The following is a 14,368-nucleotide window of genomic DNA, read 5'->3' on the forward strand; positions in this document are numbered from 1 at the left end:
GTTCAGTCCTTGGCCTTGGCCAGCACCCACGCGGGCACCGGCTTGAGATCCCAGATCAGGCCGCAGGCGGCGAGCAGCCGCAGCCCGTACCAGGTGATGTCGATTTCGTGCGCACGGAAACCCTGGCGCGCCGAACCGGGGTAGAAATGGTGGTTGTTGTGCCAGCCCTCGCCGAACGTCAGCAGCGCCAGCCAGGCGTTGTTGCGGCTGTCGTCGCGGGTGTCGTAGCGCCGCTTGCCGTAGCGGTGCGCCAGCGAATTGATCGTCACGGTCGCGTGGAACAGCACGACCGTGGAGATGAAGAAGCCCCAGACCAGCATCTGCGGTCCGTCGGTGCTCAATTGCGGCGCGACCCGCGCCAGCAGGGCGCCCAGGCCGTACAGCAGCGCGCCCAGCGCCGCGGGCACCGCCACGTCGTAGCGGTCGAGCCAGCGCAGCTCGGCATAGCCGCGCAGGTCGGGCACGCGCTTGAGGTCGGTGGCGAAGGCGCGCGAGGTCAGGAACCAGCCCATGTGGCTGCGCCAGAAGCCCACGCGCGACGGCGCGTGCAGATCGCGCTCGGTGTCGGCGTGGCGATGATGATGGCGATGATGCGCGGCCCACCACAGCGGCCCGCGCTGCGCGCACGACGCGCCCAGCACCGCGAAGACGAACTGCGCGGCGCGCGAGGTGCGGAAGGTGCGATGCGAGAAGTAGCGGTGATAGAAGCCGGTGAGCGCGAACATGCGCAGCGCATACATCAGGAGCGCCACCGCCACCGCCACCGGCGACACCCCGACCCACAGCACCGCGAAGCAGCCCAGGTGCAGCAGCACGAAGGGCACGGCGCGCGCCCAGTCGATGCGATCGGCGTCGGACAGGCCGGCGGCCGGTACATCGCCCGGCGCCATGCCGGCCGCCGGTCCTTCGGCGCCGGCCTGGCTGTCGAACCAGCGCGCGACCGCGGCCCAGGCGCCCGGCGGGCGGGCGCGCTGCGAGTCGGTCGGAAGGGTGTGACGCGAAGACATGATGACAGTCCTGGATCGTTGGCCTCAGCCCTATCTACGAGGCCCGGGGCCAGACGGATTCATTGGGGAAAACCCGTATCCGAACAGGGGAGGACGGCGCCGCCGGCCGCCTCGCCGGACGGCGCGGGCGCGGCCTGCACGTAGGCCGCGAGGTCGTCCAGCACCGGCGCCCGCCAGCGCAGCGGCCGCGCCAGGGCGCCCACCAGCATGCCGTGGCCGAGCCGCGGGTAGTCGATCACGCGCACCGGCACGCCGGCGCGCCCGAGCGCCGCGGCCAGGCCGTCGGTGTTGCGGCGGGGATCGACGGTGGTGTCCGCGCGCCCGGCCAGCAGCAGCGTGGGCGGCGCATCGGCCGACACGTGCGCGAGCGGCTGCGTGTCGGCCGGGGTGTCGGGATAGGGAAACACCTGCTGCAGCGCGCGCGAGGTGAGCGGCAGGAAGTCGTAGGGGCCGGCCATGCCGACCCAGCCGGCCAGCTCGCTCGGAGCGCGCCCGCAGGCCCGCAGCCAGCGCGCGTCCAGCGCCACCATGGCGGCGTTGTAGGCCCCGGCGCTGTGCCCCGCCACGAACACGCGGCGCGGGTCGCCGCCGTAGTCGCCCGCATGCGCGAGCGCCCAGGCCACGGCCTGCGCGCTGTCCGCGACGAAGGCGGGATAGACGGCCTCGGGGTAGCGCCGGTAGTCGGCCACCATCGTGACGATGCCGCGCCCGGCCAGGGCCGCGCCAACGAAGGCATAGTCGCCGCGGCTGCCGTTGCGCCAGCTGCCGCCGTAGAAGAACACCACCACCGGCGCGCCGGCGGCCCCGGGCGGGGCGTACACGTCGAGCCGTTGCGCGGGCAACGATCCGTACGGCACGCCCTCGGCCACGCGGCGCGCGTCGCCGTCGGCGCCGTTGAGCAAGGTGAAGGGGGAGCAGCCCGCCAGCAGCAGCGGCAGGCCCAGCAGGCAGAGCGACGCGATCAGGGCCTCACGCATGCGTGGCCCCGCGTTCCGGTACAGCAGTCATGGCAGATCCCGTATCAGGCGTGGATATCCTGACTTACGGACGGGACCGGCTCCTGGATGCGCGGACGCTACGGGCTGCCCGCCGCGCGCGGCGGCGGGCAGCGGTCGACCTCAGATCGACAGCACGTCGCCGCTCATGATGACGGGCCCGGTGGGCTTGCCGGTGGGCGAGCCGCCCGGCGGCTCCAGGCTCACCGCGAGCTGGCCCACGCCGGCCAGGCCCTTGTCGCGCGTGAACGCGGTCAGGCCCTGCGGCTGCACCAGACCCAGCGACACGGGCGCCTGGCCGGGCGGGATGGCCCAGAGTTCGAGCGCCTTGCCGTCGCTGTAGGGCAGCAGGTTCTGGAGCGTGTGCACATGCACCGCGCCGGTCTCGTCGGCACGCACCACCAGCATGGCTTCGGACTTGGCGGTCTGCAGCACGGCCATCAGCTGCTGCTGCGCGGCGCGGTCCACCTGCCCCGGATACAGCACCACGCCCGCGATCAGCAGCGCCGCGAGTCCACCGCTCAGCAGGCGCCACAGATACAGGCCGCTCCAGCCCCAGTTCGACGGCGCCGCGGCCGCGATGCGCGCCTGGATCGCGCGCCACACGCGCCGCGGCGGCGTCTGCGGCGGCAGCGACCACACCAGCGGATAGAGGTCGCCTTCCCAGTGCCGCACCAGCCGGCGCAGATTGGCGTCGGCCGCCATCAGGCCTTCGAAGCGGCGCCGCGCGCCCCCGCGCATCGCACCCGACACGTATTCGGCGGCGAGACGCTCGCGCAACTGCGGATCAGCGTAGTTCATGACAAACACCTCTTGAGGCGCTCCATGCCGCGGCGCACCCAGCTCTTGATCGTGCCCAGCGGCGTGCCGAGCCGGCGCGCGATATCGCCATGACTCAAATCATCGAAAAACGACAGTGCGATCGCCATGCGCTGCCGCGACTCCAGTTGCTTCATGCAATCGGCCAGCCGCTGTCCGTCCTCGCCCGTCTGCAGGCGTTCCAACGGACCCGGCGCGTCGTCGGCCCAGGCGGCCTCGAGTGCGCCATCCGGATCGGGGCGTTCGAGGTCGGGCCGGCGCAGCAGGTCGATGCAGCGATTGCGCACGATGCGGGTCATCCAGGTCATGGGCTGGCTCTGCTGCGCGGAATACTGCCCCGCGTTGCGCCATACGCTCACGAAACTGTCCTGGATCACCTCTTCGGCCCAGTCGCTACGTCTCAACATACGAGTGGCGAGCGCGAATAGATGCGGGGCGCAGAGGCGATAAATTTCCGCCAGGGCGGACTGTTGTCCGCGTGCGCAGTCCTGGAGCAGGATCTCCAGGTGTTTGGGATCGGACATGGCTGCGTTCCGGCTGGTGGCGCGAAGGAGAATCGATGCGAGTCTGGCCCCAATATACCAGCCCGCCACGCCCGCGCCCACCGTCGCGCGATCACATCATGCGCACCGCGCGGCCGATGAACTGGATCGGGCCGGTCGGGCGGCCGGTCGGCGATCCGGTGGCGGGTTCGAGGGTGAGCTCGAACAGCTGGTTGGGCACCAGCGGCGGCAGGTCGGCCAGCGGAATCCGCACCGCCTCGCCCGGCTTGACCAGCCCGAGCGACACCGGCCCGGACCAGTCGTCGGCCTTGGTCCAGAACTGCAGGGCGCGGTCGGCCGGCACCTGCATGGCCGCGAGCGGCACCAGCTGCACCGCGTCGGCGCCACTGGCCTGCACCACCCAGCCGGGCGCCTGCGACTGCGGCCCGACCAGCACCACCACATACTGCGGCGCCGCCGGCGGCGGCTGCAGCACCAGCACGCTGGCGAGCACCAGCGCGGCGGCCAGCGCCGCGCTCGAGAGGCCGCGCCAGAACACGAGGCTGTGCCACCAGCCGCCGCGCGCGGCGCGGGACGGGGCGGCGCGCTTGCCATCGAGCGTGGCGCTGATGCGGCGCCACAGCGAGGCGGGCGGGGTCTGCGGCTCGACCAGGTCGTTGAGCGGCGCGAGGCGCGCCTCCCAATAGGCGACCGCATCGCGCAAGGCGGCATCGTGGGGCAGGCGCGCCTGCACGTGCTGGCGCTCCTGCGCGGGCAGCGTGCCCAGCACATATTCGCCCGCGAGGGCGTGGAGGTCGTCGTCGGTATCGGTGGGCGTCATGACAGGCATTCCCGCAACGCCTTCAGGCTGCGCGTGATCCAGGCCTTGACGGTGCCGAGCGGCGCACCGAGGCGGCGGGCGATCTCCGGATGCGAGAGGCCCTCGACGTACGCATGCAGCACGCACTGCCGGCGCTCCGCCGGCAAGGCCTCGAGACAGGGGCCGATGCGGCCGTCGTGGTCGGCCCAGCCGTCGTGGCGGCGCGTCTGCCAGTCGGCCAGCGCGGCGTCCGCGTCGAAGCGTTCGGTGGTGGTTTCGTCTGCAACGATTTCGCGTCCATGGTCGCGCACCAGGTTGAGCGCCAGGTGCCGCGTCACGCTGTAGATCCAGCCGCGCGCGGAGCCGCGTTGCGGATCGAAGCTGGCGGCACCCTGCCAGATCTTCACGAAGGCGTCGTGCACCACGTCTTCGGCACGCGCCGCGTCGCCGACGATGCGGCGCGCGACGCCGAAGAGCCGCGCGCTCTCTTCGTGATAGAGGGCGGCGAGCGCGTCGCGGCGCCGGTCGGCGCAGCCGCGCAGGGCGGCTTCGTAATCGAAGGCGGAAACGGAGGTCGGCATGGGGCGAGCGGGATCGGGGCAATCATGCCCGACGCCCTGCTGCGCGGCGCCGGCGGTGTCCCGGCATCTTACCGGGGAACCCGCCGGCGCGCAGCCTCGCGCGTGCGCGACGCTCAGTTGGCCTTCCAGAAGATGTAGTCGGCCTGATAGGGCACCGTGGTGCGCTGGCCCACCATATTGCTCGCGCACGACGGCGCGGGCGCGACGCCGCCCTTCAGTGCCACGCGCTGGATGTAGGTCACGCCGGTGAGCGCGCCCGATCCCATCACCGGATTGGCCTTCACCAGTTGGTACGGCAGATTGCCGGCGCCGGCGGGCGCCACCGCGACCTGCGTGGCGGTCAGGCGCGAGCCGTCGTTGGCCTCCCAGGTGGCGGGCGGGCCGTAGTACTTGCCCACGATCTTGCCCTGGCGATCCTTGAGGTCCGCCTTCGGGCCGGCGAACACCCACTCGGCCTGGCCCGGCGCGCCGTTCTTCGCCTTGCATTCATACGTGATGTCGCCCGTGCCCACGGTTTCCCAGGCCACGCGATTGCCGGCCGGCACCTGCACCTCGGCGGGCAGGCCGGCCTGCGAGTACGCGCTGCCCTTGTGCGACATGGAACCGCAGCCGGCCAGCACGGCGGTGGCGCACAGGCCGCCGAGAACGAAGGTATGGCGAATGAATCGGGTCTTCATGAGTGATCTCCTCAGTGGGCGGAATGACCGGCGAAAACGGCGCCGTCATGAGCACTACCCGCCACCGGCCCGAATGGATGCAGTGCGAGGAGATTTTTTTTCGCCGGGCGGTGCGAGGCGTCGCGCCCACCCGCGCAACTCAGGACGGGGAGGCGTCGTCCGCCCCGCCCTCGGCCAGCGCCCGCCCCAGTTCGGCCGCGCGCGCCAGCGTCTCGGCGCCGGGCTCGCCCTCCGAATCCAGCAGCAGCGTCGAGTGCGCCGCGCGCACGCCGCAGTAATCGAAGATGCCGTGCTCGAGCTGGACCCGCATCGCGTCGTCATAGCGATGGCGGGCATAGGTGGCGGCGTCCGCGCCGCCCAGCCCGACCAGTTGCACGCGCAACCGGCCGAGCTTCTTGGCAAGCGGCGCGCCGGGGCGGAAATCGAAGGCCCAGCCGTTGGAGAACACCCGATCGATCCAGCCCTTGAGCAGCGCGGGCATCGACCACCAGTACACCGGGAACACCAGCACCAGCCGCCCGGCGCGGTCCACCCGCGCCTGCTCGGCCAATACATCGGCGGGCGGCGCGGCCTGCTGCCGGTGCACGGCCAGGTCGGCCGGGCCGAAGCGCGGATCGAAGCCCTCGGCCGCCAGGTCGGCGATCTCGACGCGGCCGCCCGCCGCGCGCAGCGGGCCGGCGATGGCCTCGGCCACGGCATGGGTGAGCGAGCCGGATTCGGGGTGGGCGGTGACGATGAGCGTGTTCATGCGGGCGGCTCCTGCGCCGCGCGGGGCGGCGCTGCAAGGAAAGAGGGAGACAGGCTGGCCGGCGCACGCGCAGCGCGCTACACTGGCCAATACCTACTTTTTGTATATACGATTGGTAGCCTACGTTTGGTATATAGCGATGTCAAGCTCCTCGTCCGCCCCCGCCGCCACCCGCCGCCGCCTCACCCGCGCCGACCGCCGCCGCCAGTTGCTGGACACGGCCTGGTCGCTGGTGCGCGCCGAAGGCACCGACCTGCTGTCGCTCGGCCGCCTGGCCGAGGCGGCCGGGGTCGCCAAGCCGGTGGTCTACGATCATTTCGGCACGCGCGCCGGCCTGCTGGCCGCGCTCTATGAGGAATACGACGCGCGTCAGAACGCGGCGATGGACGCGGCGCTGGCCGGCAGCCCGGCCACGCTGGCGGCGCGCGCGGCGGTGATCGCCGCGGCCTACGTCGATTGCGTGATGCAGCAGGGCCGGGAGATCCCGGGCGTCACGGCCGCGCTGGCCGGCTCGCCCGAGCTCGACGCGATCAAGCGCGACTACGTGGAAGGCTTCATGGAGAAGTGCAGGCAGGCGCTGGCGCCGTTCGCGCCCGGCGCCACGCTCGATCCGGCCGGCCTGTGGGTGATCCTGGGCGCGGCCGAATCGCTGTCGCAGGCGGCGGCCGCCGGCCAGTTGTCCGCCGCGCAGGCGCGCGACGCGCTGGCCGCCACGCTGGCGCTGGTGTGCGCGCGCGGCGGCAGCTATGCCGCCAGCGGCGCCTGAGCCTCAGCGGCGCGACAGGTCCGGCAAGGGCATCTGCGCAAGCGACACGAAGCGCGAGCGGTGGGTGATGCGGTAGCCGGCCCAGATCAGCAGGAACAGCGGAATGCCGACATAGGTGGCGACCACGCCGCCCCAGTCGATGCGGTCCTGCAGGAAGGCCTGGTAGTTCTGCCCCAGCGTGATCACCAGGCACAGCACGAAGGCGAAGATCGGCCCGAACGGAAAGAACGGCGACACGTACGGCAGGTCGTCGAGGCGCCCGCCCTGCGCGACGTAGCCGCGGCGGAAGCGGTAGTGGCTGATCGCGATCCCGAGCCAGGCGATGAAGCCGGTCATGCCCGAGGTGTTGAGCAGCCAGATGTAGACGGCGTTCGGGCTGAACAGGAACGTGAAGAAGCACAGCGCCGCGACCGCCGTCGTGGCGACCAGCGCCCACAGCGGCACGCCGCTGCGCGAGACGCGGCTGAACACCGCGGGCGCCTTGCCGTCGCAGGCCAGCGCATACAGCATGCGCGTGGCCGCATACATGCCGGAGTTGCCGGCCGACAGCACCGAGGTCAGCACCACCGCGTTCATGATGGAGGCGCCCGCCAGCAGGCCGGCGCGGTCGAAGATCAGCGCGAACGGGCTGACGCTGATGTCGGAGACCTCGTTGCGCAGCAGCTGCGGATCGGTATAGGGGATGAGCAGGCCGATCACCAGGATGGCGAACACGTAGAACAGCAGGATGCGCCAGAACACCTGGCGCACCGCGCGCGGCAGATTGCGCGCCGGGTCCTTCGACTCGCCCGCCGCGATGCCGATCAGCTCGGTGCCCTGGAACGAAAAGCCCACCACCATGGCCACGCCGATCAGCGCGGCGAAGCCGCCCGCGAAGGGCGCGTCGCCCACCGTCCAGTTGTGCAGCCCGCCGGTCTCGCCGCCGCGGATGATGCCCAGCAGCATCAGCACGCCCATCGCGATGAAGGCCAGCACCGCGATCACCTTGATGAGCGCGAACCAGAATTCGGCCTCGCCGAAGCCGCGCGCCGACAGCGCATTCAGGCCGAAGGTCAGCAGCAGGAACAGCGCGCTCCAGTACACGCCCGGGATGTCCGGAAACCAGTAGGCCATCACCAGCTGCGCGGCCACCAGGTCGACCGCCACCGTGACGGCCCAGTTGTACCAATAGTTCCAGCCCAGCGCGAAGCCGAAGCCCTCTTCCACATAGCGCGCGCCATAGGTTGAGAACGAACCCGACACCGGCATCGCCGCGGCCAGTTCGCCCAGGCTGGTCATGAGGAAATAGACCATCAGCCCGATCAGGCCGTAGGCCAGCAGCGCCCCGCCCGGCCCGGCCTGGGCGATGGTGGCGCCCGAGGCCACGAACAGGCCGGTGCCGATCGAACCGCCGACGGCGATCATGGAGAGGTGGCGCGCCGACAGGGTGCGGCGCAGGCCGCCGGATGCGGGCAGCGCCGGCGTGGCGGCGCGGGGCGCCTCGCGTTCGGGTGTGTCCACGGTGTCTGTCCTTACTTTATAGGGGGCCGCGGGCCCGGCGGCCCGGGGGGCCCGGATGCAATGAGGCGCGAGCATAACGCAGGCCGCGCCGCCGGCCCGCCCGCGCAACCGTAACAAAGGGATAAGCACCTGATTTTCCGGAATTTTCCGTGCGCGGGGCTTTGTGCGCAAAAATTGCGCAAACCCCGCCCCGGCGGGCCGGCCGCCCCCCTCTCCCCGTGTAAACTGCTGCCTTTTTGATCCTGCAGGCATGGCGCAACTGTCCCGGCGCGCCGGTTTCAGCGGCCCGACGCTCGTGCGTCTGCTGGCCCGGCTGACCGACGCCGACATTCCCGAATCGCGGCTGCCGCTGTCCGACCGCCTGAGCCAATGGCTGGGCTGGACCGACGCCATCGCGTTGGCCGCGACCCTCGATGGCAACACCCCGGTGGTGCCGGCCAACACACGCACGTTCGACGACGAGCAAGGGCGCGAATGCGCACGCGTGCGCAGCGCGCTGGCCGACGCGATCGTGCGCGACACGGCCGCCAATCCGCCGCCGCTGCGCAACGCCCGCAACAAGGCGCCGGCCGAGCCCACCGAGCCCGACTACGGCACCTATCGCCAGCGTTGCCTGTCCCTGCAGCACACCATGGAAACCAACATCGGCAACCTGCGCAGCCGGCTGCGCGGGATGTTGGCGGGCAAGACGCAACGCGCCACGCGACTGGCCGTGCTCGACGCCATCATGGACCGCGCGCTGATCCCGCGCGAACGCAGCCTGCTGGGCACGGTGCCCTTCATGCTGCAAGGCCGCTTCGAGCGGCTGCGCGCCGCCGCGCGCACCGAGCGGGCCGAGGCCGCCGCGCAGGGCCTGCCCGTGCCGGCGCTCGATGCCTGGCTCCCGGCCTTCCTGTCGGACATGCGCAACGTCCTGCTCGCCGAGCTCGACCTGCGCATGCAACCGGTCGAAGGACTGATCGCCACCCTGCGCGCAAGCGCGGACGTGCAAACACTGAATAAGAAAACATGATTCGATCCCTCATCAGCGTTGTGGTTTTCCTGGCGGGCCTCGCGGCCGTGGTCTGGATCGGGGCCGGCTATGCCGGCTCCAATCCGCTGGCGCTGGCCGTGACACTGACGATAGGCGCCTTCTACGTGATCGGCGCCATCGAACTGCTGCGCTACCACCGCGCCACGCAGACCCTGGTGCGTTCCGTGAACGGCCTCGAGCAGGCGCCCGCCGACCTGGCCGCCTGGATCGCGAGCCTGCCCGCCGCGCTGCGCGTGGCCGTGCGCCAGCGCATCGAAGGCGAGCGCGTGGCCCTGCCCGCCCCCGCCCTCACGCCCTATATCGTGGGCCTGCTGGTGCTGCTGGGCATGCTCGGCACCTTTCTCGGCATGGTCGCCACGCTGCGCGGCACCGGCGTCGCGCTCGAGAGCGCGACCGACCTGCAGGCCATCCGCGCCTCGCTCGCCGCCCCGGTCAAGGGCCTGGGCTTCGCGTTCGGCACCTCGGTGGCGGGCGTGGCCACCTCCGCCATGCTGGGCCTGCTCGGCGCGCTGATCCGGCGCGAGCGCATCGCCGCCTCGCAGCAGCTCGACGCGCGCATCATCACCACGTTGCGCCCCTACTCCGCCGCCCGCCAGCGCGAGGAATCGCACCAACTGATGCTGCGCCAGGCCGAGGTCATGCCCGCGCTGGTCGACCGGCTGCAGGCCATGATGGAAAACATGGAGCGCCACCAGCAGGCCCTGGGCGAACAGCTCAAGGCCAGCCAGTCGGCCTTCCACGACAAGGCCGAGGCCGTGTACACGCGCCTGGCCGGCAACGTGCAGCAAGCCATGCAGGACGGCGCCGCCGCGAGCGCGCGCGCCGCCGGCGAGGCGATCCGCCCCGCGATCGAGTCGACGCTCTCCAACCTGGCGCGCGACACCACCGCCTGGCACGACACCGTCACGGCCGCCACCCAGCAGCACCTCGACGGCATGAGCGCGCGCTTCGACCGCAGCGCCACCGACATGGCCGCCGTGTGGCAGCAGGCCCTCGACCAGCAGCAGCGCGCCAACCAGGTGCTCACCGACGACCTGCGCGCCTCGCTCGAAGGCTATGCCCAGACCTTCGACACGCGCGCGGCCACGCTGCTCGACGGCGTATCCGACCGCCTCGAGACCACCACGCGCGGCATCACCGACACGCTGCAGGAAGCCACCGGCGCCGTGGCCCGCACCTGGACCGAGGCGCTCGAGCGCCAGGAACGCGTGGGCGCGCAACTGGCCGGCGACAACCAGCAGGCCCTGGCGCGCGCGGCCGCGACCTTCCAGGAACACGCCGGCGCCCTGCTCGGCGCGGTCAACCAGTCGAACGCCGAACTGCAGAACACGCTGGCCTCGCGCGACGAGGAGCGCCTGTCGGCCTGGGCCGAATCGCTGCACGAGATGTCGGGCGCGCTGCGCCAGCAATGGCAGGAAAGCGGCGCGCAGAGCGCCGTGCAGCAGGCCGAGATCGTGACCACGCTGGTGCAGACCGCGCGCGAATCGGCGCTGCAGATGCAGGAACACGCCAGCGGCACCCTCGCACAGATCACCGCGCTGGCCGAGCGCCTGGCCGCCACCACCGCGCAGTTCGAGCAACACGCCGGCACGCTGGCCGACCGCCTCGACCGTTCGCATGGCGAGCTGCACGCGCGCCTCGCCGCCACCGATGCCGAGCGCCTGCAGACCTTCACGGGTTCGCTGCAGGGCGTGGCCGACGCGCTGCGCACGCAATGGCAGGAGACCGGCGTGGCCGCGGCCGAGCGCCAGCAGGACATCTGCGACGCCCTGGCCCGCAGCGCCGAACAGCTCGCCGTGCAGGCGCGCGAACAGGCCAGCCAGACCCATGCGGAGCTGGCGCGCATCTCGCAGAGCCTGGCCAGCGCCGCCACCACCTTCGAAAGCCATTCCGACGGCCTGCTCTCCACGCTGTCCGCCTCGCACACCTCGCTGCAGGATGCGCTGGCCTCGCGCGACGAAGCGCGCCTGGCCGCCTGGGCCGCCTCGATGCAGGGCCTGGCCGACACGCTGCGCAACCAGTGGCAGCAGACCGGCAACGACCACAATGCCCGCCACGACGAGATCGTGGCCGCGCTGGCCCTGGCCGCCGAACAGATCGGCACCCAGTCGCGCGAACACGCCAGCCAGACCCACGCCGAGCTCGACCGCATCGCGCAGAGCCTGGCGCGCGCCGCCGCCACCTTCGAAAGCCATTCCGGCGGGCTGCTGTCCACGTTGTCCGACTCGCACGCCTCGCTGCAGCAGGCCCTGGCCGAGCGCGACGAAGCGCGCCTGGCCGCCTGGGCCGCCTCGATGCAGGGCCTGGCCGAGACGCTGCGCGACCAGTGGCAACAGACCGGCGCCGAACACAACGGCCGCCACGAAGAGATCGTGACCGCGCTGGCCCTGGCCGCCGAGGAAATCGGCACCCGGGCGCGCGAGCATGCCGGCCAGACCCACGCCGAGCTCGACCGCATCGCCCAGAGCCTGGCCGCCGCCGCGAACACCTTCGAGCGCCACTCCGGCGGCCTGTTGTCCACGCTCACCGACTCGCACGCCTCGCTGCAGCAGGCGCTGGCCGAGCGCGACGAGGCCCGCCTGGCCGCCTGGGCGGCATCGATGCAGTCGCTGGCCGAGGAACTGCGCACGCAATGGCAGCAGGCCGGCGCCGACCAGGAAGCGCGCAACGCGGCCATCGTCGCCACGCTCGAACGCACCGCCGGCGAGATCACCGCGCAGGCCGAATCGCAGGCCAGCGCCACCATCGCCGAGATCGGCCAGTTGGTGCAGGTAGCCGCGCAGGCGCCGCAGGCGGCCGCCGACGTGGTGGCCGAGCTGCGCCAGAAGCTGTCGGACAGCATGGTGCGCGACAACGCGATGCTCGAAGAGCGCGCCCGCCTGCTCGAGACGCTGGACACGCTGCTCGAGGCCGTCAACCACGCCTCGGCCGAACAGCGCGTGGCCGTGGACGCGCTGATCTCGAGCTCGGCCGATCTGCTCGACCGCGTCGGCAACCGCTTCAACGAGCAGGTCGAGAACGAAACCGGCAAGCTCACCGGCGTGGCCGAACAGATCACCTCCAGCTCGGCCGAAGTGGCCAGCCTGGGCGAGGCGATGGGCGCGGCGGTGCAGCTCTACGGCGAAGCCAACGAAACGCTGGTCGAACAGCTGCAGCGCATCGAGGCCGCGCTCGACAAGTCCCTGTCGCGCAGCGACGACCAGCTGGCCTACTACGTCGCGCAGGCGCGCGAGGTGGTGGACCTCAGCATGCTGTCGCAGAAGCAGATCCTCGAAGAGCTGCAACTGCTCAATGAGCGCCGCGAGGCCGAGCGCCGCGACATCGAAAGCACCGAGGCAGAATGAGAGACGACCTCGATGCCGGCGTGGAGCCGACCGCGCCCGTCTGGACCGTTTTCGGCGACCTGATGTCGGTGCTGTTGGGCGCCTTCATCCTGATCCTGGTCGGCGTGATCGGCATGCAGCTCGAACTCTCGGTCAAGCTCGAAGACGAGGTCAAGCAGCGCGAGCAGGCCGAGCAGCAGCGCCAGTCGCTCGAGGAAGCCCTGGCCGGACCGCTCGCGGCCGGCCGCGTGACGCTCATCGACGGGCGCATCGGCATCAGCGGCAACGTGCTGTTCGCACTGAACTCCGACCAGCTCCAGCCCGAGGGCCGCGAGGTGCTGCGCAGCCTGGCGCAGCCGCTGGCCGCCTACCTGAGCCAGCGCGACGACACGCTGATGGTGAGCGGCTTCACCGACGACCAGCAGGTGAGCCAGAACAACCGGCGCTTCGCCGACAACTGGGACCTGTCCGCGCAGCGCGCGCTCACGGTCACGCGCGCGCTGATCGAGGAAGGCATTCCCGCCGGCAAGGTGTTCGCCGCCGCCTTCGGCGCCGAACAGCCGGTGGCCTCGAACGCCGACGAATCCGGCCGCGCGCAGAACCGCCGCGTGGAGATCGCGCCGGTGCCGCGCCGCGGCCCGACGCCCAGCGCCGCCACGCCGCCCGCCGCAGGATCGCCTGCCGCAGGATCGCCTGCCGCAGGATCGTCCGCCGCGGGATCGCCTGCCGCGGCCCCCGCCGCCTCGGGAAAGCCGCGTGACTGAGCCGCGCGAACAGGACGCCGCCGCGACGTCCGCGCCGGATGCCACGCCCAGGCGCGGCGACGCGCTGCGCCGGCTGGTCGCCGACAGCCTGGCGCGCCGCGCCGAGCGTTTCGACGGCCCCGCGCGCGAACGCCTGCTGGCACGCAGCGCCGCCCTGGCCGAGCCCGAAGGCTGGGCCGCGCCGCGCCGCTTCCGCCGCCCCACCGACGCCGAAGCCCAGGTGGAACTGCCGCTCGAGGCCGCGGCCGCCACCGAGGCACAACCCGACGCCCCCGCGCAGGAAAACCTTGCCGACGCCAGCGCTGTGGTCAGCGTGGACGCCGCAGCGACGGCGGAGACCGGCGGGGCCACGGAAGGGGCCGCAGATGATTGCGCGCGCAACCCGGACGACGACGCCCCCGCTGCCCGCGATCCGCACGCGCTGGACACGGACGCCACCGCAGGCGCCGACCCGCTCACGCAGACGCTGGCCGCGCTGCTCGCCGGCTTCGACGATGCGGTGCGCCAGGGCGACGCCGCCGCCCACCATCCCGGCCGCCACTACCCGGAGCTGCCGCTCCTCGACGAGCTGCGCGACCTCTGGTCGCACCTGAGCGCCGACCAGCAGGTGCGCCACTCCGAGGCGCTGGTGCCGGATAACGCCGGCCCGCTCAACTCCAGCCACCTCGTGCACCGCTCGCTGGCACTGATGCGCGAGCTCTCGCCCGAATACCTGCGCCGCTTCCTGCTCTACGCGGAAGGGCTGTCCTGGATGGAGCAGCTCGACGCCGCGCTGAGCGCCGCGCGCGAGGCGCCGGCCAAAAAGGCCGGCACGCGCGCCAAGGGCACCCGCCGCGCCCGCGCCGGCTGAGGC

General features: G+C 72.0%; 14 protein-coding genes. 5 read left to right on the plus strand and 9 right to left on the minus strand.

The window, feature by feature from the left end:
* Positions 1-2: 2 nt before the first annotated feature.
* The 8 genes from CEG14_RS21860 to CEG14_RS21895 all read right to left on the minus strand — a co-directional run bounded on the left by CEG14_RS21860 (position 3) and on the right by CEG14_RS21895 (position 6,129).
* Positions 3-1,007, minus strand: coding sequence for an acyl-CoA desaturase (locus tag CEG14_RS21860; RefSeq protein WP_256985896.1), 1,005 nt, complete (start codon positions 1,005-1,007; stop codon positions 3-5).
* A 59-nt stretch (positions 1,008-1,066) separates the two neighbouring features.
* Positions 1,067-1,984 carry an alpha/beta hydrolase gene (locus CEG14_RS21865; protein WP_094828508.1) on the minus strand — a complete coding sequence of 306 codons (918 nt, stop codon included), beginning with the start codon at positions 1,982-1,984 and terminating at the stop codon, positions 1,067-1,069.
* Between the two features lie 141 nt (positions 1,985-2,125).
* Positions 2,126-2,803: an anti-sigma factor gene (locus tag CEG14_RS21870; protein WP_094828509.1), complete on the minus strand. Its 678-nt coding sequence runs from the start codon at positions 2,801-2,803 to the stop codon at positions 2,126-2,128.
* On the minus strand, positions 2,800-3,345 hold the full coding sequence (locus CEG14_RS21875; protein ID WP_094828510.1) for an RNA polymerase sigma factor: 546 nt from the start codon (positions 3,343-3,345) through the stop codon (positions 2,800-2,802). The genes CEG14_RS21870 and CEG14_RS21875 overlap by 4 nt, the downstream gene beginning before the upstream one ends.
* A gap of 91 nt (positions 3,346-3,436) precedes the next feature.
* Positions 3,437-4,144, minus strand: coding sequence for an anti-sigma factor (locus CEG14_RS21880; RefSeq protein WP_094828511.1), 708 nt, complete (start codon positions 4,142-4,144; stop codon positions 3,437-3,439).
* The gene (locus CEG14_RS21885) at positions 4,141-4,704 is read right to left on the minus strand and encodes a sigma-70 family RNA polymerase sigma factor (protein ID WP_094828512.1); all 564 of its coding nucleotides are present in this window, start codon (positions 4,702-4,704) and stop codon (positions 4,141-4,143) included. The genes CEG14_RS21880 and CEG14_RS21885 overlap by 4 nt, the downstream gene beginning before the upstream one ends.
* Before the next feature lie 113 nt (positions 4,705-4,817).
* Entirely contained in the window at positions 4,818-5,381 is a 564-nt protein-coding gene (locus CEG14_RS21890) for a DUF3455 domain-containing protein (RefSeq protein ID WP_094828513.1), read from the minus strand.
* Between the two features lie 139 nt (positions 5,382-5,520).
* Positions 5,521-6,129: an NAD(P)H-dependent oxidoreductase gene (locus CEG14_RS21895; protein ID WP_094828514.1), complete on the minus strand. Its 609-nt coding sequence runs from the start codon at positions 6,127-6,129 to the stop codon at positions 5,521-5,523.
* A 139-nt stretch (positions 6,130-6,268) separates the two neighbouring features.
* Here CEG14_RS21895 and CEG14_RS21900 point away from each other — a divergent pair, with 139 nt between their 5' ends.
* Positions 6,269-6,895, plus strand: a complete 627-nt coding sequence (locus CEG14_RS21900) for a TetR/AcrR family transcriptional regulator (RefSeq protein ID WP_094828515.1) — start codon at positions 6,269-6,271, stop codon at positions 6,893-6,895.
* Between the two features lie 3 nt (positions 6,896-6,898).
* On the opposite strand, the gene CEG14_RS21905 is transcribed toward CEG14_RS21900, so the two are convergent.
* Positions 6,899-8,470: an amino acid permease gene (locus tag CEG14_RS21905; RefSeq protein WP_256985899.1), complete on the minus strand. Its 1,572-nt coding sequence runs from the start codon at positions 8,468-8,470 to the stop codon at positions 6,899-6,901.
* A 175-nt stretch (positions 8,471-8,645) separates the two neighbouring features.
* Here CEG14_RS21905 and CEG14_RS21910 point away from each other — a divergent pair, with 175 nt between their 5' ends.
* From CEG14_RS21910 to CEG14_RS21925, 4 genes are read left to right on the plus strand one after another with little or no spacing between them, the layout of a single operon-like run.
* Positions 8,646-9,407, plus strand: a complete 762-nt coding sequence (locus CEG14_RS21910) for a DUF3348 domain-containing protein (RefSeq protein WP_094828516.1) — start codon at positions 8,646-8,648, stop codon at positions 9,405-9,407.
* On the plus strand, positions 9,404-12,772 hold the full coding sequence (locus tag CEG14_RS21915) for a DUF802 domain-containing protein (RefSeq protein WP_094828517.1): 3,369 nt from the start codon (positions 9,404-9,406) through the stop codon (positions 12,770-12,772). Before CEG14_RS21910 ends, CEG14_RS21915 begins: the two co-directional genes overlap by 4 nt.
* Entirely contained in the window at positions 12,769-13,515 is a 747-nt protein-coding gene (locus tag CEG14_RS21920; RefSeq protein ID WP_094828518.1) for an OmpA family protein, read from the plus strand. The genes CEG14_RS21915 and CEG14_RS21920 overlap by 4 nt, the downstream gene beginning before the upstream one ends.
* The gene (locus CEG14_RS21925) at positions 13,508-14,365 is read left to right on the plus strand and encodes a DUF2894 domain-containing protein (RefSeq protein ID WP_179280653.1); all 858 of its coding nucleotides are present in this window, start codon (positions 13,508-13,510) and stop codon (positions 14,363-14,365) included. The genes CEG14_RS21920 and CEG14_RS21925 overlap by 8 nt, the downstream gene beginning before the upstream one ends.
* The last annotated feature ends 3 nt before the right edge of the window (positions 14,366-14,368 follow it).

The organism is Bordetella genomosp. 1 (genome assembly GCF_002261335.1).
Taxonomy (GTDB): domain Bacteria; phylum Pseudomonadota; class Gammaproteobacteria; order Burkholderiales; family Burkholderiaceae_B; genus Bordetella.

What these genes read in the sequence shown, in the direction of transcription:
- CEG14_RS21860 (WP_256985896.1), bottom strand. Translation starts at nt 1,007, where the DNA reads ATGTCTTCGCGTCACACCCTTCCGACCGACTCGCAGCGCGCCCGCCCG.
- CEG14_RS21865 (WP_094828508.1), bottom strand. Translation starts at nt 1,984, where the DNA reads ATGCGTGAGGCCCTGATCGCGTCGCTCTGCCTGCTGGGCCTGCCGCTG.
- CEG14_RS21870 (WP_094828509.1), bottom strand. Translation starts at nt 2,803, where the DNA reads ATGAACTACGCTGATCCGCAGTTGCGCGAGCGTCTCGCCGCCGAATAC.
- CEG14_RS21875 (WP_094828510.1), bottom strand. Translation starts at nt 3,345, where the DNA reads ATGTCCGATCCCAAACACCTGGAGATCCTGCTCCAGGACTGCGCACGC.
- CEG14_RS21880 (WP_094828511.1), bottom strand. Translation starts at nt 4,144, where the DNA reads ATGACGCCCACCGATACCGACGACGACCTCCACGCCCTCGCGGGCGAA.
- CEG14_RS21885 (WP_094828512.1), bottom strand. Translation starts at nt 4,704, where the DNA reads ATGCCGACCTCCGTTTCCGCCTTCGATTACGAAGCCGCCCTGCGCGGC.
- CEG14_RS21890 (WP_094828513.1), bottom strand. Translation starts at nt 5,381, where the DNA reads ATGAAGACCCGATTCATTCGCCATACCTTCGTTCTCGGCGGCCTGTGC.
- CEG14_RS21895 (WP_094828514.1), bottom strand. Translation starts at nt 6,129, where the DNA reads ATGAACACGCTCATCGTCACCGCCCACCCCGAATCCGGCTCGCTCACC.
- CEG14_RS21900 (WP_094828515.1), top strand. Translation starts at nt 6,269, where the DNA reads ATGTCAAGCTCCTCGTCCGCCCCCGCCGCCACCCGCCGCCGCCTCACC.
- CEG14_RS21905 (WP_256985899.1), bottom strand. Translation starts at nt 8,470, where the DNA reads ATGCTCGCGCCTCATTGCATCCGGGCCCCCCGGGCCGCCGGGCCCGCG.
- CEG14_RS21910 (WP_094828516.1), top strand. Translation starts at nt 8,646, where the DNA reads ATGGCGCAACTGTCCCGGCGCGCCGGTTTCAGCGGCCCGACGCTCGTG.
- CEG14_RS21915 (WP_094828517.1), top strand. Translation starts at nt 9,404, where the DNA reads ATGATTCGATCCCTCATCAGCGTTGTGGTTTTCCTGGCGGGCCTCGCG.
- CEG14_RS21920 (WP_094828518.1), top strand. Translation starts at nt 12,769, where the DNA reads ATGAGAGACGACCTCGATGCCGGCGTGGAGCCGACCGCGCCCGTCTGG.